This window comes from Actinomadura rugatobispora (assembly GCF_042656285.1).
Lineage (GTDB): Bacteria > Actinomycetota > Actinomycetes > Streptosporangiales > Streptosporangiaceae > Spirillospora > Spirillospora rugatobispora.
In genome coordinates this window covers 1-21,879 of sequence record NZ_JBHSON010000143.1, presented here as the reverse complement: position 1 = coordinate 21,879, position 21,879 = coordinate 1, and the positions used below count along the sequence as shown (strand labels likewise).

Here is a 21,879-nt window from a genome sequence, read left to right as displayed (position 1 = left end):
CGTCGATCGCGGCCAGCGCGGCCAGCGCGATGCCCGCCAGGCCGGGCAGCAGGTTGTTCGGGAACGGCATCGGCTCCAGCGCGCTGACCTGGTACGACACCAGGATCAGCCCGATCAGCAGGCCGCCGGTGGCGGCGCCCACGTCGATCCGCTGCACCGGCCCGCCGACACCGGCCCGGCGCAGCGGCGCCCGGCACGCCACCGCCAGCAGCCAGGCCGACAGCACCTGGCCGACGATCACGACCGGGACCACCTCGACGCCCGCGACGGCGTACGTCCCGGCGACCGCCCCGGCGCCCACGCCCAGCAGCGTCCCGCCGAGCACGCACACGCCGCCGGGCACCGCCCGCACGGCCAGCCCGGACGCCAGGAACGCCAGCGCCAGCCCCTGCCCGACCACGATCACCACGTGCGCGGCCGTCAGCGACAGCCACCCCGCCGAGGCCACGAACGCCGGGCTGGACAGCACGAGCACCTGCAGCGCCAGGAACGGCCCGAACGCCGCGGCGCCGAACGCGTCCTGCCAGGAGATCCCCGGCGCCGCCACCGCGCCCGAGGACAGCTCCCGGTAGAGCGCGGCGGCGCCCAGGCCCACGAACAGCAGGCAGGCCAGCCACGGGCCGATCCCCGAGCGCCAGGAGGCGTCCCAGGTCGCGAACGCCATCCGCACCGCGCCGTCGGCCGACAGGCCCGCGACGGTGGCGGTGGCGAACCCCACGCCGGACAGCCCGCGCGCGCCCTCGTACAGCGCCCCGACCGCGATCATGCCGACCGCCGTGCCGACGAAGGCCAGCCACGTCTGCGGCGTCAGCGCCTGCGCCAGCAGCCGCACGGCCAGCAGCCCGCCGACCCCGGCCAGCAGCAGGCCGCGCGGCCCGGCGGCCTTCCTGATCAGCGGCCCGGCGAACCCGGCCAGGTACACCGCCAGGACGACGGCGCCCGCGACCGCGGTGCCCGCCGTGTCGGCGAAATGGTCGTACTGGGGAAGCGCGGAGCGCAGGGTCTGCGCGAGCACCGCCACCGTGATCGCGATCAGCGCGAGCCGCGCCGGGCCCTGCGGAACGATCGGCGGCCCGGCCGGTTCGCCGGTCCTGATGCCTAGGTCTGTGCTGGCCAATTGAACGGATGCTCCCGGGGACGAGCGGAACGAGCGAGCCGACCCATGATCGCGCGTACCGGTGGCCAACACGAGCGTCGCCCACCGCGAGTCGCGCAACCGCCGGAAAACCCACGATTCCGGAGGAGAACACCCCGGATCGGTCGCCCGCCCGAACGGATGGCGCCGGCCCCGGAACCGCTCCGGGACCAAGCCCGATCCAGAGCCTAGAGCCCGAGAAGGCCGCCCGCGCCACGATCCCCCCGAACACCCTCCCCACATCCCGCCTTCGCCGCCCCCGCGCCGCGCTCGGGAGCGCGGAACGTTCCGCGCGGCGTGCCGGGCAGGGCGCGCAGCATGCGGCGTCCCAGGCCGCCGGGCAGGTGGGCGGGATCTCGATGCCGACCGGCGCGACGCGGGCGTACAGGTCGATGACCAGGCCCTTTTCGCGGATCAGGTCGACGACGCCTGCGAGGCCGCCGCCGCGTCCGCTTTCGCCGCCAGAAGGTGGGCGCGGCCTGGCGGTGGCACGCTCTGAGAAGCACGCACACGCTCTGGCAGGCCCGAGCGGACCGTAGGCCGCAGTCGGGCGAGCAGGCGCTCGGGGGCGGCGGGTGGCGGGTCTCTCAAGGGTGCGCCGAAGCGGCCCCTGCGGAGCGCGAATGCGCTTCGGCGGGCGGAGTGAGCCGTGTGCGTTCGGGGTGGGGCGGGAAAGGGCGACGGCCGCGCGCCGCCCCTTTCGGGACGGCACGCGGCCGTCAGAGTGTCCTGCTCAGCGCGTCCGGATCACTGGCCGCCGGACAGCTTCTCGCGGAGCGCGGCCAGCGCCTCGTCGGTCGCCAGGGCGCCGCCGGAGGTCTCCTCGCCGCCGCCGCCCGAGTACGAGGTCTCCCCGGCCGGGGCGCCGCCGCCCTCGGCCTCGGCCTCGGCCTTGCGGGCCTCCTCGATCTGCTTGCGGTGGGCGTCGAAGCGGGACCGGGCCTCGGCGTACTGCCGCTCCCAGGTCTCGCGCTGGGTGTCGTAGCCCTCGAGCCACTCGCCGGTCTCGGAGTCGAAGCCCTCGGGGTACTTGTAGTTCCCCTGCTCGTCGTACTCGGCGGGCATGCCGTAGAGCGTCGGGTCGAAGTCCTCTTCCTCGATGCCCGCGGCGCTCTCGTTGGCCTGCTTGAGCGACAGGCTGATCCGGCGCCGGTCGAGGTCGATGTCGATGATCTTCACGAAGATCTCGTCGCCGACCTGGACGACCTGCTCGGGGATCTCCACGTGGCGCTCGGCCAGCTCGGAGATGTGCACCAGGCCCTCGATGCCCTCCTCGACCCGGACGAACGCGCCGAACGGCACCAGCTTGGTGACGCGGCCCGGCACGACCTGGCCGATCTGGTGGGTGCGGGCGAACTGCTGCCACGGGTCTTCCTGGGTCGCCTTGAGCGACAGCGACACGCGCTCGCGCTCCATGTCGACGTCCAGGACCTCGACGGTGACCTCCTGGCCGACCTCGACGACCTCGGAGGGGTGGTCGATGTGCTTCCAGGACAGCTCGGAGACGTGCACCAGGCCGTCCACGCCGCCCAGGTCGACGAACGCGCCGAAGTTGACGATGGAGGAGACCACGCCCTTGCGGACCTGGCCCTTCTGCAGGGTGTTGAGGAAGGTCTGGCGGACCTCGCTCTGGGTCTGCTCCAGCCAGGCGCGGCGGGACAGGACCACGTTGTTGCGGTTCTTGTCCAGCTCGATGATCTTGGCTTCGAGCTCGCGCCCGACATAGGGCTGCAGGTCCCGCACCCGGCGCATCTCCACCAGCGACGCGGGCAGGAAGCCGCGCAGGCCGATGTCGAGGATGAGGCCGCCCTTGACGACCTCGATGACGGTCCCGGTGACGATGCCGTCCTCGTCCTTGATCTTCTCGATCGTGCCCCAGGCGCGCTCGTACTGGGCGCGCTTCTTGGACAGGATCAGCCGGCCCTCCTTGTCCTCCTTCTGGAGGACCAGGGCCTCGACGTGGTCGCCGACCGTCACGACCTCGTTCGGGTCGACGTCGTGCTTGATGGACAGCTCACGCGAGGGGATGACGCCCTCGGTCTTGTAGCCGATGTCGAGGAGGACCTCGTCACGATCGACCTTGACGACAGTGCCTTCGACAATGTCGCCGTCGTTGAAGTACTTGATGGTCTCATCGATCGCGGCGAGGAAGGCTTCCTCGGACCCGATGTCATTGACCGCTACCTGCGGGGTGGTCGAGGTTGCCTCGGTGCTGCTCGTCATGTGTCGGCTGGCTCCGGATACGGACATGCGTAGTTGCCTGAACTGCGCGGAGGGCCGTTATCCGCCCTGCCGATGACCGGAGGGACGTGGCGGGAAAACCGCCGCGTCAGAGAAACCGATGTCGACCTGACCGAGCGCGAGCTTGCTCCGTCCGAAGCCTGCGCAAGCCCACAGCGCAGCGATCAGCATATTGGACCAGGCCGCCGTGGTCAATCGGGGGGCGGTTCGGGGGGGTTCGGAGGGCCTCAGTAGATCCGGCCCTGCCCGCGCAGCTCCTTGACGAGCCGGTCCTCTTCGGACTTCGGGAACGTGATCGTGTTCGGATCGCCGTCCGAGGTGTACCGCGTCGCCGGGTTCCTATCCAGCTCCTCGAGCCAGGCGGTGGAGCAGTAGCGCGTGCAGTCGTTCTCCTTGATCTTGCCTTCCGAGCGTACACGGGCGACGGCCAGCCGGTCGAACTCCGTGTCGAACGGGGATTCGGAGGGCTTCCACCCGGCCAGGAAGATGCCCCGGAAGGCGTAGGAGCCGTCCTTCTTCTCCGCCCACGACCGCTTGTCGGGCTCGGAGCCGAACGGGTAGGCGAGCGTGGCGGTGTGCGCCCCGGTCAGCGAGACGATCTTGGCCTCGACGTCGCCGATCTCCTTCTCCACCTCCTTCCTGGACAGCGTGGACAGGTCCCTGTGGGTCAGCGTGTGGTTGCCCAGCTCGAACCCGTTCTGCGTGAGCCAGCGCAGCCCCGCGGCCTCCTGGGAGGCCAGGCCGAACAGCTCCTTGTTGAGGTAGAACGTCGCGGTCGGGCGGAAACCCGGGTGCTGCCGGGCTACCTCCTGGAGGATCGCCACCGCGGTGCCCGGCTTGGGACGCCCCTGCGGGTCGAGCGAGAACTGCTCCGGCGTGCTGTCGTCGAAGGTCAGCACCACCGGATGCCTGCCCGCGGGCACGTTGATCCGTCCCGTCACGAACTCCCCCGCGGTGATCGGCACGTACCCGCCGCGGGCCAGCCGGACCAGCTCCTCGCGGAACTCCTTGACCGTGCGGTCCAGCGCGAGCGTGGGCTTCTCCACGATGCGGTGGTACATGAGCACCGGGACCTGGCCGAGCTCGTTGGCCTGGACGGCGGCGGCGGCCGGCGTCGCGGGCCGGAGGGGCCCGACGTGGACGGGGGCCTTCGCCGGCCCCGGAGCGGCTCCCGGCCCGGCCGCGCGGTCGCCGAGGCGCACGTCGTCGACCTTGCCGGCCGGCACCGGTTCCTTGCCCCCGGCACGGGCGGCCACCGTACTCGGCGTCTCCGCCGGTTCCCCCGGCAGCCACAGTCCGAGGACCACGGCCGCGACCACGACAGCTGCGGCGATCTTGTGAAGGAGTGGCACGGGTCTCCCGTCGATCAGCGCTGACAGGGCCGGAATAGGAAATACGGCGGCACGGCCCCGAACCAAGCGGACACGGCTTGCCGTACCCGGACATGATCTCCCACAACCCGGTATCGCGCCCACCGAAACCGCCCGATGACCATGATCGATCCGTCCCTTGACCGACCGCCCCGCGTGGCGACTGGCACCCCCGGACGGGAGCGCCCCGCCCCGCCCCCGCGGAGCCTCACCGAGGCGTCGTGATCCGAGCCGCCCACGGTGCCCCCGGGGCGGCCCGAGGGCGCCCCGGGCGGGTCAGTGGGCGGGTCAGTGGGCGCGCCGGGCGGGTCAGTGGGCGGCGGCCTGCCAGGTGTGGCCGGTGCCTATGCTCACCTCGAGGGGGGCGCGGAGCTCGTACGCGCCGGCCATCTGCTCGCGGATCAGGGCCTCCAGCGTCTCCCGCTCGCCCTCGGCCACCTCGAACACCAGCTCGTCGTGGACCTGCAGGAGCATGCGGGAGCGCAGCGCGTGCTCGCGCAGGGCGCGGTCGACGTTGAGGCTCGCGACCTTGACGATGTCGGCGGCCGAACCCTGGACGGGGGCGTTCAGGGCCATCCGCTCGGCCATCTCGCGGCGCTGGCGGTTGTCGGAGGTCAGGTCGGGCAGGTAGCGGCGGCGGCCGAGGATGGTCTCGGTGTAGCCCTCCCTGCGGGCCCGCTCGACGACGTCGCGCAGGTAGTCGCGGACGCCGCCGAACTGCTGGAAGTACTCCTCCATCAGGCCGCGCGCCTCGTCCGGGGAGATCCGCAGCTGCTGGGAGAGCCCGTAGGCCGACAGGCCGTAGGCGAGGCCGTAGTTCATCGCCTTGATGCGGGCGCGCAGCTCGGGGTCGATCTGCTCGGGAGGCAGCCCGAACACGCGGGAGGCGGTGATGGTGTGGAAGTCGGCCTTGGCGCGGAAGGCCTCCAGGAGGGCGTCGTCCTCGGAGAGGTGCGCCATGATCCGCAGCTCGATCTGGCTGTAGTCGGCGGTGAGCAGCGTCGCGTAGCCCGGCCCGACCACGAACCCCTCGCGGATCTGGCGGCCCTCGGCGGTGCGGATCGGGATGTTCTGCAGGTTGGGGTCGGTGGAGGACAACCGGCCGGTGGCGGCGACCATCTGGTTGAACGTGGTGTGGATGCGCCCGGCGTCGTCGGCCATCGGGATCAGCGAGGCGACGATGCTCTTGAGCTTGGAGACCTCGCGCCAGCGCAGGATGTGGTCGAGGACCGGGTGCGGGTTCTTCTCCGCCAGGTTGGTGAGGGCCTCGGAGTCGGTGGTGTAGCCGGTCTTGGTGCGCTTGGTCTTGGGCAGCCCCAGATCGTCGAACAGCACCTGCTGGACCTGCTTGGGCGAGCCCAGGTTGAACTGGCGGTCGACGGCGGCGTGGGCGAGCTGCTCCTGCTCCTTCTCCTGGGCGCCCAGGGTGGCCTCCAGCGAGGCCAGCCGCTCGGCGTCCACCGCGATCCCGGCGCGCTCCATGTCGGCCAGGACGCGCACCAGCGGCAGCTCGACCTCGTGCAGCAGCCGGGTGGCGCCGCGCTTCTCCAGGTCCTGGTCGAGGACGTCGGCGAGCTCGGCGACGGCGCGGGCGCGCACGGCCAGGTCGTCGGCGGCCTCCTGCTCGCCGGACCCGTCGAGGGTGAGCTGCCCGGAGTCGTCGGACTCGGCGCGCAGCTCACGGTGCAGGTAGCGCAGGACGAGGTCGGCCAGGTCGAAGGTGCGCTGGCCGGGCAGGGCGAGGTAGGCGGCCAGCGCGGTGTCGCTGGTGAGGCCCTGGAGGTCCATGCCGCGGGCGGCCAGCGCCAGCATCGGGCCCTTGGCCTCGTGCAGCGCCTTGGGACGGGACGGGTCGGCCAGCCACGCGGCCAGGGCGCGCTCGTCGTCCTCGTTCAGCTCGGCCGGGTCGAGGTGCACCGCGGGGGTGCCCGACTCGCCGGGCAGGGTCGAGGCCAGCGCGATCCCGGTGACCTCGCCGGTGCCGCGCCCCCAGGAGCCGGTGATCGCGACGCCGGTGCGGTGCGCGGGCCCGGCGTGCTCCTCCAGCCAGGAGGGCAGCTCGCCGGGCTCCAGGGCCCGCCGGTCGACCTCGAAGCCCTCGTCGGCCTCCGGCTCGGCGGTGGACAGGGTGGCGTACAGCCGTTCGCGGAGCACCCGGAACTGCAGCGAGTCGAACAGGGTGTGGATCTCCTCGCGGTCCCACTGGCCCATCGACAGCTGCGGCGGCCGCATCTCCAGGCCGACCTCGCAGTCGAGCTTGTTGATCTGCTGGTTGCGCAGCACCTGGCCCAGGTGCTCGCGCAGGTTGTCACCGGCCTTGCCCTTGATCTCGTCGACGTGCTGGACGAGGGCGTCCAGGTCGCCGTACTTGGTGAGCCACTTGGCGGCGGTCTTGGGGCCGACGCCGGGCACGCCGGGCAGGTTGTCGCTGGTCTCGCCGACCAGCGCGGCCAGCTCGCGGTAGCGCTCGGGCGGCACCCCGTACTTGGCCTCGACGGCGGCCGGGTCCATCCGGGACAGCTCCGAGACGCCCCGGACCGGGTAGAGGATCGTCACGTTCTCGTCGACCAGCTGGAAGGCGTCGCGGTCACCGGTCACGATCAGGCTCTGCATGCCGGCCTCCGTGGCCTGGACCGACAGCGTGGCGATGATGTCGTCGGCCTCGAACCCGGCGACCGACAGCCGCGGGATCCGCAGCGCGTCCAGCACCTCGAAGATCAGGCTGACCTGGCTGCGGAACTCGTCGGGCGTCTTCTGCCGGCCGGCCTTGTACTCCACGTACTGCTCGTGCCGGAACGTGGGCTCGGAGCGGTCGAAGGCCACCGCGATGTGGGTGGGCTCCTCGTCGCGCAGCACGTTGATGAGCATGGAGGTGAAGCCGTACACCGCGTTGGTGGGCTGGCCGTCGGTGGTGCTGAAGTTCTCCACCGGCAGCGCGAAGAACGCCCGGTAGGCCAGGGAGTGCCCGTCGAGCAGGAGGAGCCGGTCTCGCTTCGCCGCCGGCGCGCTGTCAGCGGCCGGCGCCTTGTCAGGGGTCGTTGGTGTGGTCGCCACACCTGGACTCTAGTCTGCGCGTACGACAGTTCGAGGGAGGCTTCGATGACCGAGGAGCAGCGGGATCACCTCGCCGCGGTGGTGGAGAGCACCGGCGGCGAGGCGTACGGCGACCTGCCGAGGTCCATGGGGATCGAGTACCTGGAGGCCTCCGCGGAGCGCGTGGTGGGCCGGATGCCGGTCAAGGGCAACACCCAGCCGTACGGCCTGCTGCACGGCGGCGCCTCCTGCGTCTTCGCCGAGTCGCTGGGGTCGGTCGGCTCGGCGCTGCACGCGGGGCCGGGCCGGATCGCGATGGGGATCGAGATCAGCGCCACCCACCACCGCTCGGCCACCGAGGGCTGGCTGACCGGGGTCGCCACCCGGCTGCACGGCGGGCGCACCCTCGCCACCTACGACGTGGTGATCTCCGATGATCGGGACCGCCGGGTCTGCACGGCCAGGATCACCTGCATGCTGCGTGACAAGCCCTCGACCTGACCAGGACCGTTCCAGGCTTTTGGCGGGTTTTGCACCTACTTGTCGGGGACTTTCTTTGCGGTGGACGGCGAACGGTCGGTAGCGTTGATCGGAACGGCCCGGGATCACTGAGTAGACAACGTGCGTGTCCGGGGAAGGTTCGCGCGGCCCCAAAGGTGGTCCTGGGCCTGTGCATGCCCCGGCCCGGCCGGGCCTGACCTGCTCGTACGCTCTCGGCGCCTCCGGGCCGCGCGACACCGGTGACCGCCGATCACCGGTTGCGGTTGGGTTGCGAATGCGATCGGGCCGTTCACCAGCGCGGCGGACCGGCCTAGGTTCGGCCCATGAGACCGGTGATCGCACGGCTGGTGGCCGCCTGCGCCGCCGCGGCACTGGCGCCGTCCGCCCTCACGGCCTGCTCGGGCGCATCGGGCTCCTCCCCCGGTTCGGGCGCCACCCCCACCTACGAGCTCCCGGCCGAACGGGTCCGCGACGGCGAACGGGCGGTCCGCGGCCGGACGGGACGCAGCGCCGACCTGGAGTTCACCGTCCTCGGCTACCGGGACGGCATCCGCGAGATCCTCGGCACCCACGCCGGGATGGTCCCCAAGGGCCGGTACGCGCGGGTGCGGATCCTGGTCGTCAACCGGGGCCGCGACATCCAGGTCTTCGACACCTGGAAGCAGGTGCTCCTCACCGCCGACGGCCGCGCGCACGTCCCGGACGTGAACGCCACCATGGTCAAGCGGCAGCCCGAGCGGCTGTCGGTGGGCGCGGCGATGCGGGCCGAGTTCGACCTCTGGTACGACGTCCCCGGCACCACGCCGGTACGGGGCATCCGCCTCTTCGGCTGGCCCACGGTCGGCGCCGTCTCCGACCCGCCCGGCGCCGAGATCAGGCTCCCCTAGCGGGGGCTCCCCCGGGCTGGAACGCGACGCGGCCGCGGCGGGCCGCCGTCTCACACGGCGAACCCGCCACGGCCACGGTCGCGGTCGCGGTCGCGGTCACGACATGGTCGCGGTCACGGCGCCTGCGGTCAGCCGGACGACGCCGCCTCGCCCAGGTCGCCGCCCAGGTACGCCGCGCGCACCTGCGGGTCGTCCAGCAGCTCGGCGGCCGGCGCGGCCTTGACCACCCGGCCGGTCTCCAGCACGTACGCCCGGTGCGCGATCTGCAGGGCCTGCTGCGCGTTCTGCTCTACCAGCAGCACCGTGGTGCCGCGCCGGTTGATCTCCTCGATGATCGAGAAGATCTGCTGCACCAGCATCGGCGCCAGGCCCATCGACGGCTCGTCCAGCAGCAGCACCTTGGGCTTGGCCATCAGCGCGCGCCCGATGGCCAGCATCTGCTGCTCGCCGCCGGACATCGTGCCGCCCGCCTGGCCCTTGCGCTCGGCCAGGCGCGGGAACAGCTCGTAGGCCTCCTTCAGCTCGGCGCCGAAGTCCCCCTTGCGGGTGTAGGCGCCCATGAGGAGGTTCTCCTCGACCGTCATGCCGGGGAAGATCCCCCGGCCCTCCGGGGCCTGCCCGATCCCGGCGAGCACCCGCTTGTGCCCGGGCGTCCGGCTGATGTCGGCGCCGTCGAAGACGATCGCGCCCGACGACAGGGGGCGCAGCCCCGAGATCGTCTTCAGCGTGGTCGTCTTGCCCGCGCCGTTGGCGCCGATCAGCGTGACGATCTCGCCTTCGCCGACCTCGACCGACACGCCCTTGAGCGCCGCGATCTTGCCGTAGTGGACGTGGATGTCCTTGATCTCAAGAAGCATCGGCCGGAGCCCCCAGGTACGCCTCGATGACCCGCGGGTCGTTCTGCACGTCGGCCGGCCGGCCCTCGGCGATCTTCTGGCCGAAGTCCAGCACCGCGATCCGGTCGCTGATCCCCATCACCAGGCCCATGTCGTGCTCGATCAGCAGCACGGTGCGGCCCGAGTCGCGGATCTTGCGGATGAGCTCCTGCAGCGCGATCTTCTCCGCCGGGTTCATGCCCGCCGCGGGCTCGTCCAGCAGCAGCAGCTTGGGATCGGTGGCCAGCGCCCGGGCGATCTCCAGCCGCCGCTGGTCGCCGTACGGCAGGTTCTTGGCCGCCTCTTCCAGCCGGTGCGGGATGCCGACGAACTCCAGCAGCTCCCGGGCCTTCTCGCGGCCAGCGCGCTCCTCCCGGCGGTGCCAGGGCAGTCCCAGGCCCGCGCCGACGAAGCCGGTGCGGTGGTGCGCGTCGGCGCCCACCATGACGTTCTCCAGCGCCGTCATGTTCTGGAAGAGCCGCACGTTCTGGAACGTGCGGGCCACGCCGAGCTTGGTCACCGCGAAGCGCTTCTTGCCGTCGATGCGCTGCCCGCCGAAGACGACCTGCCCCTCGGTGGGACGGTAGACCCCGGTGGTCACGTTGAACACCGTGGTCTTGCCCGCCCCGTTGGGGCCGATCAGGGCGAAGATCTCGCCCGCGGCGATGGACAGCTCCACCTGGTTCAGCGCCACCACGCCGCCGAAGCGCATGGTCACCTTGCGCAGTTCCAGCACCGGCTCGCCCTTGGCGCCCGGTGCCTCGCCGGGAGCGGGCGCCGCCTCCGAGGGCGCCGTGCCGGCGGCGGGCGCGGCGGCGGCCGCCTCCGTCACGGACGTCTTCGCCTTCGGCGCCTTGGCCTCCGGCGCCTTGTCGGCCTTGTCCGCGGCCGGCTCGTCCGCCGTCGCCTCGTCGTCCACGGCCGGCGTGTCCGCGGCCGTCTCGCCGGTCGCGGGCCTGTCCGTGGCCGCGGCGTCCTTGGCCGGCTTGTCCGTCGCGTCCGGAGCGGTCTCGCCCGGACCCGGCTCCGGGTCGTCGGCCCAGCCCTTGTCCTCCGCGCTCACTTGCTCACCTCCGTGGCAGGACCGGAGGACCCGGGACCGGCCACCTCCGCGCCCATACTGCCCATTCCTCCGGTGCCCTCGGCCAGTTCGGCCTTGCGTTGCCGCGACGGCCACAGCCCTTCCGGACGGAACGCCATCATCGCCACCAGGGCGGCGCCGAACAGCAGCATCCGGTAGTCCTCCGACAGCCGCAGCCGCTCGGGCAGCCAGGCCAGCACGAACGCGCCCAGGATGACGCCCGGCATGTTCCCCGAGCCGCCCAGCACCACCGACGCCAGGATCAGCGCCGACACCAGGAAGACGAAGTTCTCCGGGTTGATCGAGGTCTGCTTGGCCGCGAAGACCACGCCGCCGCTGCCGCCGATCGCCGCGCCGATCGCGAACGCGGCCAGCTTGAACCGGAACGTCGGGACGCCCATCAGCTCGGCGGCGTCCTCGTCCTCGCGGATCGCCGCCCAGGACCGGCCGACCCGGCTGTGCTCCAGCCGCTTCACGAAGATGATCGTGACCACGATGAAGAACACCAGCAGGTAGTAGTACGGCCGCGAGTCCAGGAACCCGTACTTCAGCGGCTGCACGCCGAAGATCTCGAACTCCGACAGCGACGGCGGCCGCGGGATCCCCTGGATGCCGCGGGGCCCGTTGACGTAGTCGCTGTTGTTGACGGTCTTCTTGACGATCTCACCGAAGCCCAGCGTCACGATCGCCAGGTAGTCCCCGCGCAGCCGCAGCGTCGGCCCGCCCAGGACGACCCCGGACAGCGCCGACAGCAGGATGGCGAGGACCAGGACCTCCCAGAAGCTCCAGCCGTACTTGGTGCCGAAGATGCCGATCGTGTACCCGCCGACCGCGTAGAACGCCACGTAACCGAGGTCGAGCAGGCCCGCCATGCCGACGACGACGTTCAGTCCGAGCGCCAGCAGGACGTAGATCCCGATCTGGTCGCTCAGCATGCTCGCCCAGTCGGCGCCCGACGGGGCCATGAACGAGCCGATCGCCTCGCTCGGCAGGAGCAGCGCGCCGATGATCAGCAGTACGTACACGCCCCAGCGGGCCGGGCGGGGCGCCACCGCCCACCGGTCGCGGACCGTGTCCAGGGCCGTGCCGACGCCGCCGCCGGAGCCGCTTTTGCCATTCTTCTTGAGGTTCATGCGCGCGCCTGCTGGAGAGACTCACCGAGGATTCCGGTGGGACGGAACATGAGAACCAGGATCAGCACGGAGAACGCGACGACGTCCCGCCACTGCGAACCGAAGATGCTCGAGCCGTACATCTCGAAGAGCCCGAGCGCGAAGCCGCCGACCAGCGCGCCGCGGATGTTGCCGATCCCGCCGAGGACGGCCGCCGTGAACGCCTTGATGCCCAGCAGGAAGCCCGCGAAGTACCACGCCTGCTCGAACCGCAGGAAGTACAGCGCCGCGGCCACGCCGGCCATCGCGCCGCCCACAAGGAACGTCGCCGACACCACGCGGTCGATGTTGACGCCCATCAGGACGGCGGTCTCGGGGTCCTGCGCGGTGGAGCGGATGCCGCGGCCGAGCTTGGTGCGGTTCACGAACTGGTCCAGCGCGATCATCATCAGCACCGCGCCGAGGAACACGATCAGCTTGTCGTTGCTGATCACGATCGGCCCGATGTCGATGACGTCGGTGCGCTGCACGAAGTGCTGGTCGACCGGGAGCTTGCCCTGCGCCTCGGACTTGCCGAACACCCTGGGGATGATGACCGTGGCGAACAGCTGCTGCAGGAAGATCGAGGCGCCGATGGCCGAGATGAGCGCCGCCAGCCGGGAGGCGCCCTTCTTGCGCAGCGGGCGGTAGGCCACCACCTCCAGCAGCATCGCGCTGCCGCCGGAGACGGCGGCGGCCACCAGTGCCATGACCGCCACCACGCCGACGAGGGCGAACCCGCCCACGCTGGAGACGCCCATCAGCTGGACGGTGCCCAGGGCCGCGAACGTCCCCACCATCCAGATCTCGGCATGGGCGAAGTTGATGAGCCGCAGGACGCCGTAGACCATCGTGTAGCCGAGCGCCACCAGGGCGTAGATCGCCCCGAGCGCCAGGCCGTCGATGGTGTACGGCCAGAAAGTACTAAGGAAGTCGTCGAACACCTTTGGTCGCCTTTGTGAAAAGGAGCGGGAGCGCGCCGTGCGCTCCCGCTCCCGCGCCTGCAGGGCGCCTCATGGAGGGGCGCGATGGTCGAGAAGGCGAGTCCGGCCCCTACCCGACCTTGGCCTCCTTGGTGTTGCCGAGCAGCGGCAGCTTGTTGTCCTTCACCTCGTAGACGAAGATGTCCTGGGAGGCGAGCTCGCCCTTGGCGTCGAACTTGATCGGCTTGCCGACGCCGTCGAAGCTCACCGAGGAGAGGAACTGGTTGATCTTCTCCGGGTCGGTGTTGCCCGCCTTGACCGCCTCGATGAACGCGGTGGCCGCGTCGTAGCCCTCACCGGAGTACACGCCCACCGGGGTCTTGAACTTCGCCAGGTAGTCGTCGGCGAACTTCTTGCTCTTGGCGTTGGTGGTGCCCGCCTCGTCGATCAGGCAGCCGCAGCTGAGCAGGACGCCCTGGGCGTTCTGCTGGCCGGCGCCCTCGATCAGGCCGGTCGCCACCGAGCCGTCGCCCGACATCAGCTTGGCCTTGACGCCCGCCTCGCGGAGCTGCTTGAACAGCCGGCCCGCGACCGAGTAGTAGCCGCCGTAGTAGACCACGTCCGGGTTGTACGACTTGATCTTGTTGACCGTGGAGGAGTAGTCGGTCGCCTTGTCGTCCACCGGGTCGGACTGGACCTCGGCGCCCTTGCCGCGCACCGCGTTGCCGATGCTGTCGGCCAGGCCCTTGCCGTAGTCCTGGTTGTCGTGGACGGTGTAGACCTTCTTGGCCTTGAGCTGGTTGATGATGAACTCGCCGGCGCCGGCGCTCTGCACGGCGTCGTCGGCCACCACCCGGTGCCAGTACTTCCAGCCCTTCTCCGCGAGCGTGATCTGGGTCGCCGACGGCGACACGCTCGGGACCTTGGCCTCCTCCAGGATCGGGCCGGTGCTCTGCGACTCGCCGGAGAACGCCGGGCCGATCAGGCCCGCGATCTTGTCGTTCTTGATCGCGCCCTGCACCAGGGTGGTCGCCTGCTCCGGCTTGCCCTGGCTGTCATAGGTCTTGAGAGTGATCTTGACCTTGGGGTTGGTCGCGTTGTATTGATCGATCGCCAGCTGCGCGCCGTTCTTGGGCGGGATCACCAGGCCCGAGTTCTCACCGGTGAGGTCACCCATCACCCCGATCGTGACACCGTCGCCACCACCCGAGCCTTCGTCGTCACCGCCGCACGCGGCGGCGCCGAGCGTCAGCATCGCGCTCACCGCCACCGCGCCGGTGATCCTCATCATGTTGCGCCGCAAGGTGCCCAACCTTTCCATACGGATCCGGGAGGGGATCGGGTACGAGACATGCCCCGACACCCGGTGTCTCTTCTGGAGAAACCGGTCAGTCAGGGAGCAGGTCTGTCGTACACCGTCGACCCGCCCCAGATCAGCACCCCCGGGCAGAAGGGTTACTCGTTCGTTACGGCTCCGTGCTCATCGCCCCTGGTCACGGCCATGGGCGAGCACGGAGAGTGAGCGTTTCGGCCGGGACGGCGATGGGGCGGTCCGGGCGCCCGCGGGCGGCCGCCGCGACGCCCCCGCGGGCGGCGCGGCGGGGTCACGGCACGATCACAGCACGGTCCCGGTATCACCAGGGAACAGCGCTTTCCCCACATCGAGCCGACCGGAAAACCCCCGGAGGAGCGTCCGGAACCGCGGGCGGACGGCGGCCGGGAGCCGGCGGGAAGCCGGCGCACGCCGGCGGGGCGGCCGGGGTCAGGAGGTCGCCGGCCGGCCGGTCCCGCCCGAGCCGCCGGCCAGCACCGCCTCGGCCACCGCGCGCATCGTCAGCCGGCGGTCCATCGAGGTCTTCTGGATCCAGCGGAACGCCTCGGGCTCGGTCCAGCCGTGCGCCTCCTGCAGCATGCTCTTGGCGCGATCCACGACCTTGCGGGTCTCCAGCCGGTCCTGGAGGTTGGCGACCTCGGCCTCCAGCGCGCGCAGCTCGGTGTAGCGGCTGACCGCCATCTCGATCGCGGGCGCGAGGTCGGTCTTGGTGAACGGCTTGACCAGGTAGGCCATCGCGCCGGCCTCGGTGGCCCGCTGGACGAGCTCGCGCTGGCTGAACGCGGTGAGGATGACGACGGGCGCGATGCGTTCGGCGGAGATCCGCTCGGCCGCGGAGATCCCGTCCAGGACGGGCATCTTGACGTCCAGGATGACCAGATCGGGCCGGTGCTCGGCGGCCAGCCGCACGGCGGTCTCGCCGTCGCCGGCCTCGCCGACGACGTCGTAGCCGTCCTCCTGCAGCATCTCCTTGAGGTCCAGGCGGATCAGGGCCTCGTCTTCTGCGATCACAACTCGCCGAGCGCTCTCCGTCACGCCCACGAGACTACCGGGACCCGCTACGCTGGTCTCGGCCAGGTCCGCCACTGATAACCGGTGGACGTTCTGTGACCTGGATGTACGATTTGCCCCAAATGAATGCCCCGGTACTCCAACGGTAGAGAGAGCAGATTCAAAACCTGTCAAGTGTGGGTTCGAATCCCACCCGGGGCACTTCTCCGACCGCCATCCCACGGACGGCGGTTCTTTCTTTTTCCCGCCTCCGCGCACCGAGTGCCGAGTCCCCGCGACGCGGCGCGGCGCCCCGAGAGGCGCGGGGCTCCTCGGGGCGCTGCGCGCGACCGCGCCCGGACGGCTCCGGGCGGCGCGAGGCGGCGTCAGGTGGCGGTGGCCTGGGCGATGGCGTCGCCGATGCGGTGGACGCGCAGGGCGTTGGTGGAGCCGGGCGTGCCGGGCGGGGAGCCGGCGACGATCACGACCTTGTCGCCCTTCTGGCAGCGGCCGGACTCCAGCAGGCCCTGCTCGACCTGCCGGACCATCTCGTCGGTGTGGTTGGCGAACGGGACGATGTGCGTCTCGACGCCCCACACGTGCGCCAGCCTGCCGCGCACCGCCGGCACGGAGGTGAAGGCCAGCAGCGGGATCGGCGAGCGGTAGCGGGACAGCCGGCGGGCGGTCTCGCCGGACATGGTGAAGGCGACCAGGGCCTCGGCCTCGATGATGGCGCCGACCTCGGCCGCGGCGCGGGCGATGGCGCCGCCGACGGTCTCGGGCATGCGGTCGAGGGTGTGGGTGGCGTGCAGGGCGGCCTTCTCGGCGGTGGAGACGATCCGGCTCATGGTCTGCACCGACTCGATCGGGTACTGCCCCACGCTGGTCTCGCCGGACAGCATCACGGCGTCGGCGCCCTCGAACACGGCGTTGGCGACGTCGGAGGTCTCGGCCCGGGTGGGCCGGGGCGCGGAGATCATGGACTCCAGCATCTGGGTGGCCACGATCACCGGCCGCGCCTTCTCCCGGCACAGCTCGATGGCGCGCTTCTGCACGATCGGGACCTGCTCCAGCGGCAGCTCGACGCCGAGGTCGCCGCGGGCGACCATGATGCCGTCGAAGGCGGCCACGATCTCGGGGAGCAGGTCGACGGCCTGCGGCTTCTCGATCTTGCCGATCAGCGGGACCCGGACCCCCTCCTCCTCCATGATCTGGTAGCAGATGTCGGCGTCGGCGGGGGTGCGGACGAAGGACAGGGCGACCATGTCGACGCCCAGCCGCAGCGCCCAGCGCAGGTCGGCCTCGTCCTTCTCGGTGAGGGCGGGCACGCTGACCGGGACGCCGGGCAGGTTGAGGCCCTTGTTGTCGGAGACCATGCCGCCGACCTCGACGGTGGTGCGCACCCGGGGGCCGTCGACCTCGGTCACCCGCAGCGCCACCCGGCCGTCGTCGATGAGGACGGTGTCGCCGGGGCCGACGTCGCCGGGCAGGCCCTCGTAGGTGGTGGAGACCTCCTTGCGGGTGCCCGGGACGTCCTCGGTGGTGATGGTGAACTCGTCGCCGAGGGTGAGCCGCACCGGCCCGTCCGGGAACCGCCCGATTCGGATCTTGGGCCCCTGCAGGTCGGCGAGGATGCCGACGCCGCGGCCGGTGGCGGTGGAGGCGGCCCGGAGGCGGTGGTAGACCTCCTCGTGGCCGGCGTGCTCGCCATGGCTCATGTTGAGCCGGGCGACGTCGATGCCGGCCTCCACGAGCTCGTGGATCCGTTCGTCGCTGGAGCAGGCGGGGCCGATGGTACTGACGATCTTCGCTCGACGGGTCACGTGCACAACGCTACTTAGTTACCTGCCGGTACGGATATTCATGCAGGATACGGTCGCGAAAGATTAACCCGGTGGTCTAGCTCAAGGGTCTAGACCACGGGCTTCCACCACGGGCCCCACCACGGGCTCCCACCACGGGCTCCCGGGCGGCCGCGGCCCGCCGGGCTCAGCGCTTGAAGATCTCCACGGCGGCCTGGCAGAACGCCTTGAGATCGTCGGGCTTGCGGCTGGTGACCAGCACGCTGGGGGCCTTCTCGCAGGTGACGACCTCCTCGTCGACCCACTCCGCGCCGGCGTTGCGCAGGTCGGTCTGGAGGCTGGGCCAGGAGGTCAGCCTGCGGCCGCGCACGACGTCGGCCTCGATGAGCGTCCACGGCGCGTGGCAGATGGCCGCGACCGGCTTGCCCGCGTCGAAGAACCCCTTGGCGAACTCCACCGCACTGGGCTGCGTCCGCAGGAAGTCGGGGTTGGCGACGCCGCCGGGCAGGACCAGTCCGTCGAACTCGGTGGGGTCGGAGACGTCCACGGTTGTGTCCACCTCGAAGTGGTCGGCCTTGTCCAGGTGGTCGAACGCCTGGATCCGGCCGGACTCGGTGGAGACCAGGCGCGGGCGCCCCCCGGCCTGCTCCACGGCGTGCCAGGGTTCGGTCAGCTCCACCTGCTCGGTTCCCTCGGGCGCGACCAGGAACGCGATGGTCTTTCCCTGCAGGTCAGTGGACATGACGGTGTTCTCCCCCTTGTCGGGTTGTCGCTTCGGGCTTCCACAGGGGGCACTGCCCGTCCTGGACGGTGGTATGCAGGAAGGCGTGAACGCCCTGCGCTACCGCGAGTTCCCGGCGCCGCCCGGGACGGGTTTCGCCTGCCTGTGGACGCACGAGCATCCGGCGGGGGCGGAGACGGCGCGCGTGCAGCCCGTGGTGCCGGACGGGTGCGTGGACCTGATCTGGTGGGCGCGGAACGCGGAGGTCATGGTGGCCGGGCCCGACACCGGCCCCCGTCCCGCCACGCTGGAGCCGGGCGACGTGCTGGTCGGCGTGCGGCTGCTGCCCGGGACGGCCCCGCCCGCGCTGGGCGTGCCCGCCGACGCCGTACGGGACGGCCGCGTCCCGCTCCGGGAGCTGTGGGGCCCGGACGCGGACCGCCTGGGTGAGGCCGTGGCGGGCGCTGAGGACCGCTGTGCGGCGTTCTCCGAGGCCGTCCGGGCACGAATGACGACCCCGCCCGATCCGCTCGTCACCGGGCTGGTGGCGAGCCTGGAGCGCCGGTCGGTGCGCGAGACCGCCGACAGCCTGGGCCTGGGCGAGCGGCAGTTGCGCAGGCGCACGACGGCCGCCTTCGGGTACGGCCCCAAGACCCTGCAGCGGGTACTGCGGTTCCAGCGCGCCCTGGAGCTGGCGCGGGCGGGGCGGCCGCTCGCGGACGTCGCGTACGCGACGGGCTACTCCGACCAGGCCCACATGGCCCACGAGGTGCGCGACCTGGCCGGTGCCCCGATCCGCGCCCTCCTCTGATCCCTCGGAGCCCTCTGATCCCTCTGATCCCTCCCGGACCGCGTCGGGGCGGGGCGGGGCTACCGGGGGCGGAGGCGCTTGGGGAGGGTCGCCACCACCACGTCGTAGGACTCCTCGATCAGGGCCTTGAGTTCGCCGTCGTCCAGGACGCCGTTCAGCAGGACGGTCACCCAGTGGCGCTTGTTGAGGTGGTAGCCGGGCAGGACCGTGCCCTCGTACTGCGCCTGCAGCGCCTGGACCTCGTCAGGGGGCAGCTTCAGGCTGACCCTGGGCGGTTCGGCGTCCTCCCCCAGCAGGGCGAAGATCTTCCCTCCGACCTTGTAGACGGCGGGCTGCGGGCCGAAGGGGTACTCCTCTCCGGCACCGGCCAGGGAGAGGCACCGCTTGGTCACGTCCTCGGTGTTCATGTCCGGAGTCTGTCGTAGGCGCGGAGCGTCTTGAGCCGCTCCAGGGTGATGTACCCGCGCCATTCGGGTTCGGTGATGGGGGTCCAGAAGGGGAAGTGGACCGTCCAGCCGCCGTCGTCGAGGCGTTCGTCGACCAGGGCGTCCAAGTGGGCCTCGACGAGGTCGTCGTCGAACAGGCGGCGGCCGAAGCCTCCGGGCTCGGGCGCGAAGTCGAGCGGCGAGTGGTCCTCCCCGGCCCCAGGCTCGAGGGAGACGAGCTTGAGGAGGGCGTCCCGGTAGCGCTCGAAGACCGCCTCCGCCCGGGCGCGTTCGGGCGCGTGGTCCAGGAAGCACAGGATCGCCAGCGCGTCGTAGGGGCCGGGCTCGTTGCCCTCCTTCTCCAGGTAGGCCCACGAGAACTCGGTCGCGGGCCCGACCCAGGGGTGGCCGGAGCCGACCAGGTGCAGCAGGCCCGCGAGGGTCGCCGTCGGGTTGATACTGGCGGGCGGGTCGTCCGTGGTCTGCCACCACGGGGCGCGGGGGGCGTCCCGTACGGTCGGCAGCACGAACGGCACTCCCCCGCCCGGACGGGTGATGGAGGCCAGGAAGTCCCCGATCCGCCCGACGGCCGGGTCGCCGTCCGCGCCGGCCTCGTGCAGGATCTCCAGGGCGTGCTGGGCGGGCACCGGCTGGCTGGCCTCGCCGCGCAGGTCGGGTTCGAGCGCGTGCCCGTAGCCGCCGTCGGGGTTCTCGTACGGGCGCAGCGCGGCCACGACGGCCGCGGCGGGGCCGCCCCGGAAGTGGAAGGCGAACCGGCGCCGGTCGATGAGCCGCGCGTTCAGCCGCAGGAACTCCTCGGCGGCGTCCAGGTCCTTGACGTGCAGCGTCTTCATGGGCGCCACCCTAGGCAGGCCGGTGAGCGCGCGTCTTGCAGGAAACGGACACCCTGGAGACAGGCATGTACGAACCATGATCGGCGCTGCTTCACTGGCCGTCATGAACGACCCTCTGCGCGAACAGGACCGGGCCGCCGCGGCCCTTGAGGCGGTGGCGCGGGCCGCGGGCCCGTACCTGGACGGCCTGGCGGACCGCCCGGTGCACGACCGCTCCAAGGACGACCTCATCGCCGAGCTGGACGGGCCGCTGCCCGCCGTGGGCGAGGGGGCGGAGGCGGCCGTGGAGCGGCTGCTGCGCGTGGGCACGCAGGCGGCCACGCACTCCTCCGGCCCGCGGTTCTTCCATCTCGTGGTGGGCGGTTCCACCCCGGCGGCCATGGCCGGGGACTGGACGGCGTCGCTGCTGGACCAGTGCGCCGGGCTGTGGCTGGCCTCGCCCCTGGCCGCACAGGCGGAGACGGTCGTGCTGCGCTGGCTGAAGGAACTGTTCGGGCTGCCCGCCTCATACGGGGGCGTGCTGACGCCGAGCGCCACGCTCGCCCACGTCACGGGCCTGGCGTCCGCGCGGCACTGGTGGGCGGGACGGCACGGCGTGGACGTGGCGTCGCAGGGCCTGGCCGGGCTGCCGCCGATGCCGGTGCTCTCCAGCGGGCTGGTGCACGTCAGCACGCGCAAGGCCCTGCAGATCCTGGGATGCGGCCGCGACACCCTGCGCACGTTCGCGCGGGGCGACGACGGCCACGTGGACCTGGCCGCGATGGAGTCCGCGCTGGCCGGGCTGGACGGGCGGCCCGCGGTGATCGTGGCCAACCTGGGCGAGGTGACCACCGGCGCGTCCGACCCGATCGCCGACCTGGCCGACCTGGCGGAGCGGTACGGGGCATGGCTCCACGTGGACGGCGCGTTCGGCATGTTCGCGGCGCTGTCGCCGCGTACGGCGCATCTGGCGGCGGGCGTGGAACGTGCCGACTCGGTCACCGCGGACGGGCACAAGTGGCTGAACGTCCCCTACGAGAGCGGGTTCTCGTTCGTGCGCGACCCGGCCGCGCTGGGCTCGGCGTTCGGCGCGTGGGGGGCCGCCTACCTCCCGGACGCCGATGAGGAGGGGGACGGGACGGAGCGCGTCAACTACAACATGCTCGGCCCGGAGTCGTCGCGGCGGGCGCGGGCGTTCCCGATCTGGGCGACGCTGCGCGCCTATGGCCGCGACGGCCACCGGGAGATGGTCGAGCGGCACCTGGACGTCGCCGCGCACCTGGGCCGGCTCGTGGAGGAGGCTCCCGATCTGGAGCTGCTCGCCCCCGTCCAGCTGTGCATCACGTGTTTCCGTTACCGTCCGCCGGGCGTGCCCGAGGCGCGCCTGAACGACCTCAACGCGCGCCTGGGCGAAGCCCTGCTGGCCGACGGACGGGTCTACGCGGGCACCTCCACCTACCGCGGCATGACGGTGCTGTGTTTCAAAAGGCCCGGCCTACGGCGCTCGCCTGGCGGCTCGCCCCTAACCGGGCCTTGTCGAGCGCGGCATCGCTTCGCGATCTGCCCGGTGAGGCCCGCCTCCGGCATCGCCCCACCGGCCAGGTAACGCGCTCGTGCCGCACCTGAGGCCACGTCGAGACAGGCCCTAGAAGACTGCTGAAGATCTTGGGGTTCTGGCCCCGTCGCGGTTGCGGCGGGGCCAGTGTGGTGTGGTGTGGTGATGGGTGAATGGGCCGGGGAGAGGGTCGGTCCGGATGTGTGGGAGAC

The 21,879-nt window shown here is 71.6% G+C and carries 17 protein-coding genes, 1 tRNA gene and 1 pseudogene; 5 read left to right on the top strand and 14 right to left on the bottom strand.

Annotated elements, in window-relative coordinates; translation table 11 throughout:
• The 4 genes and pseudogenes from ACFPZN_RS52285 to polA form a co-directional block, all read right to left on the bottom strand.
• Positions 1-1,117: pseudogene (locus ACFPZN_RS52285) on the bottom strand (endonuclease/exonuclease/phosphatase family protein); the annotation flags it as partial.
• 765 nt (positions 1,118-1,882) lie between these two features.
• On the bottom strand, positions 1,883-3,358 hold the full coding sequence (gene rpsA / locus ACFPZN_RS52280) for a 30S ribosomal protein S1 (protein ID WP_378292146.1): 1,476 nt from the start codon (positions 3,356-3,358) through the stop codon (positions 1,883-1,885).
• A 245-nt stretch (positions 3,359-3,603) separates the two neighbouring features.
• Complete coding sequence (locus ACFPZN_RS52275) at positions 3,604-4,728, bottom strand: polysaccharide deacetylase family protein (RefSeq protein ID WP_378292144.1); 1,125 nt, start codon at positions 4,726-4,728, stop codon at positions 3,604-3,606.
• A 327-nt stretch (positions 4,729-5,055) separates the two neighbouring features.
• Entirely contained in the window at positions 5,056-7,800 is a 2,745-nt protein-coding gene (polA, locus tag ACFPZN_RS52270; RefSeq protein ID WP_378292142.1) for a DNA polymerase I, read from the bottom strand.
• Positions 7,801-7,845: 45 nt separating this feature from the next.
• Between polA and ACFPZN_RS52265 the strand changes: the two genes are divergently transcribed.
• Entirely contained in the window at positions 7,846-8,280 is a 435-nt protein-coding gene (locus tag ACFPZN_RS52265; protein WP_378292140.1) for a PaaI family thioesterase, read from the top strand.
• 323 nt (positions 8,281-8,603) lie between these two features.
• Entirely contained in the window at positions 8,604-9,167 is a 564-nt protein-coding gene (locus ACFPZN_RS52260) for a DUF4352 domain-containing protein (RefSeq protein ID WP_378292138.1), read from the top strand.
• A 128-nt stretch (positions 9,168-9,295) separates the two neighbouring features.
• Here ACFPZN_RS52260 and ACFPZN_RS52255 read toward each other — a convergent pair whose 3' ends face one another.
• From ACFPZN_RS52255 to ACFPZN_RS52230, 6 genes are all read right to left on the bottom strand, one after another.
• Entirely contained in the window at positions 9,296-10,024 is a 729-nt protein-coding gene (locus tag ACFPZN_RS52255) for an ABC transporter ATP-binding protein (protein ID WP_378292136.1), read from the bottom strand.
• Positions 10,014-10,754: an ABC transporter ATP-binding protein gene (locus ACFPZN_RS52250; protein WP_378292149.1), complete on the bottom strand. Its 741-nt coding sequence runs from the start codon at positions 10,752-10,754 to the stop codon at positions 10,014-10,016. The genes ACFPZN_RS52255 and ACFPZN_RS52250 overlap by 11 nt, the downstream gene beginning before the upstream one ends.
• A gap of 347 nt (positions 10,755-11,101) precedes the next feature.
• Positions 11,102-12,256 (bottom strand): ABC transporter permease subunit, encoded by a 1,155-nt coding sequence (locus tag ACFPZN_RS52245; RefSeq protein WP_378292134.1) that lies wholly within the window; start codon positions 12,254-12,256, stop codon positions 11,102-11,104.
• A complete protein-coding gene (locus tag ACFPZN_RS52240; protein ID WP_378292132.1) occupies positions 12,253-13,218 on the bottom strand; it encodes a branched-chain amino acid ABC transporter permease in 966 nt (321 codons plus the stop codon). The genes ACFPZN_RS52245 and ACFPZN_RS52240 overlap by 4 nt, the downstream gene beginning before the upstream one ends.
• Positions 13,219-13,327: 109 nt before the next feature.
• Positions 13,328-14,488, bottom strand: coding sequence for a branched-chain amino acid ABC transporter substrate-binding protein (locus ACFPZN_RS52235; protein ID WP_378292129.1), 1,161 nt, complete (start codon positions 14,486-14,488; stop codon positions 13,328-13,330).
• A gap of 471 nt (positions 14,489-14,959) precedes the next feature.
• On the bottom strand, positions 14,960-15,571 hold the full coding sequence (locus ACFPZN_RS52230; protein WP_378292127.1) for an ANTAR domain-containing response regulator: 612 nt from the start codon (positions 15,569-15,571) through the stop codon (positions 14,960-14,962).
• Positions 15,572-15,669: 98 nt separating this feature from the next.
• On the opposite strand from ACFPZN_RS52230, the gene ACFPZN_RS52225 reads away from it, so the two are divergent.
• Positions 15,670-15,742 (top strand) — tRNA-Leu (locus ACFPZN_RS52225).
• A 164-nt stretch (positions 15,743-15,906) separates the two neighbouring features.
• Here ACFPZN_RS52225 and pyk read toward each other — a convergent pair.
• Both pyk and ACFPZN_RS52215 read right to left on the bottom strand, forming a co-directional pair.
• Positions 15,907-17,343, bottom strand: coding sequence for a pyruvate kinase (gene pyk / locus ACFPZN_RS52220; protein WP_378292125.1), 1,437 nt, complete (start codon positions 17,341-17,343; stop codon positions 15,907-15,909).
• 166 nt (positions 17,344-17,509) lie between these two features.
• Positions 17,510-18,064: a type 1 glutamine amidotransferase domain-containing protein gene (locus ACFPZN_RS52215; RefSeq protein ID WP_378292123.1), complete on the bottom strand. Its 555-nt coding sequence runs from the start codon at positions 18,062-18,064 to the stop codon at positions 17,510-17,512.
• Between the two features lie 73 nt (positions 18,065-18,137).
• Here ACFPZN_RS52215 and ACFPZN_RS52210 point away from each other — a divergent pair, with 73 nt between their 5' ends.
• Positions 18,138-18,854 carry a helix-turn-helix domain-containing protein gene (locus ACFPZN_RS52210; RefSeq protein WP_378292120.1) on the top strand — a complete coding sequence of 239 codons (717 nt, stop codon included), beginning with the start codon at positions 18,138-18,140 and terminating at the stop codon, positions 18,852-18,854.
• A gap of 59 nt (positions 18,855-18,913) precedes the next feature.
• On the opposite strand, the gene ACFPZN_RS52205 is transcribed toward ACFPZN_RS52210, so the two are convergent.
• Both ACFPZN_RS52205 and ACFPZN_RS52200 read right to left on the bottom strand, forming a co-directional pair.
• A complete protein-coding gene (locus ACFPZN_RS52205; protein ID WP_378292118.1) occupies positions 18,914-19,261 on the bottom strand; it encodes an MmcQ/YjbR family DNA-binding protein in 348 nt (115 codons plus the stop codon).
• The gene (locus ACFPZN_RS52200; RefSeq protein WP_378292116.1) at positions 19,258-20,133 is read right to left on the bottom strand and encodes a hypothetical protein; all 876 of its coding nucleotides are present in this window, start codon (positions 20,131-20,133) and stop codon (positions 19,258-19,260) included. Before ACFPZN_RS52200 ends, ACFPZN_RS52205 begins: the two co-directional genes overlap by 4 nt.
• Before the next feature lie 103 nt (positions 20,134-20,236).
• Here ACFPZN_RS52200 and ACFPZN_RS52195 point away from each other — a divergent pair, with 103 nt between their 5' ends.
• The gene (locus ACFPZN_RS52195; protein ID WP_378292114.1) at positions 20,237-21,718 is read left to right on the top strand and encodes a pyridoxal phosphate-dependent decarboxylase family protein; all 1,482 of its coding nucleotides are present in this window, start codon (positions 20,237-20,239) and stop codon (positions 21,716-21,718) included.
• The last annotated feature ends 161 nt before the right edge of the window (positions 21,719-21,879 follow it).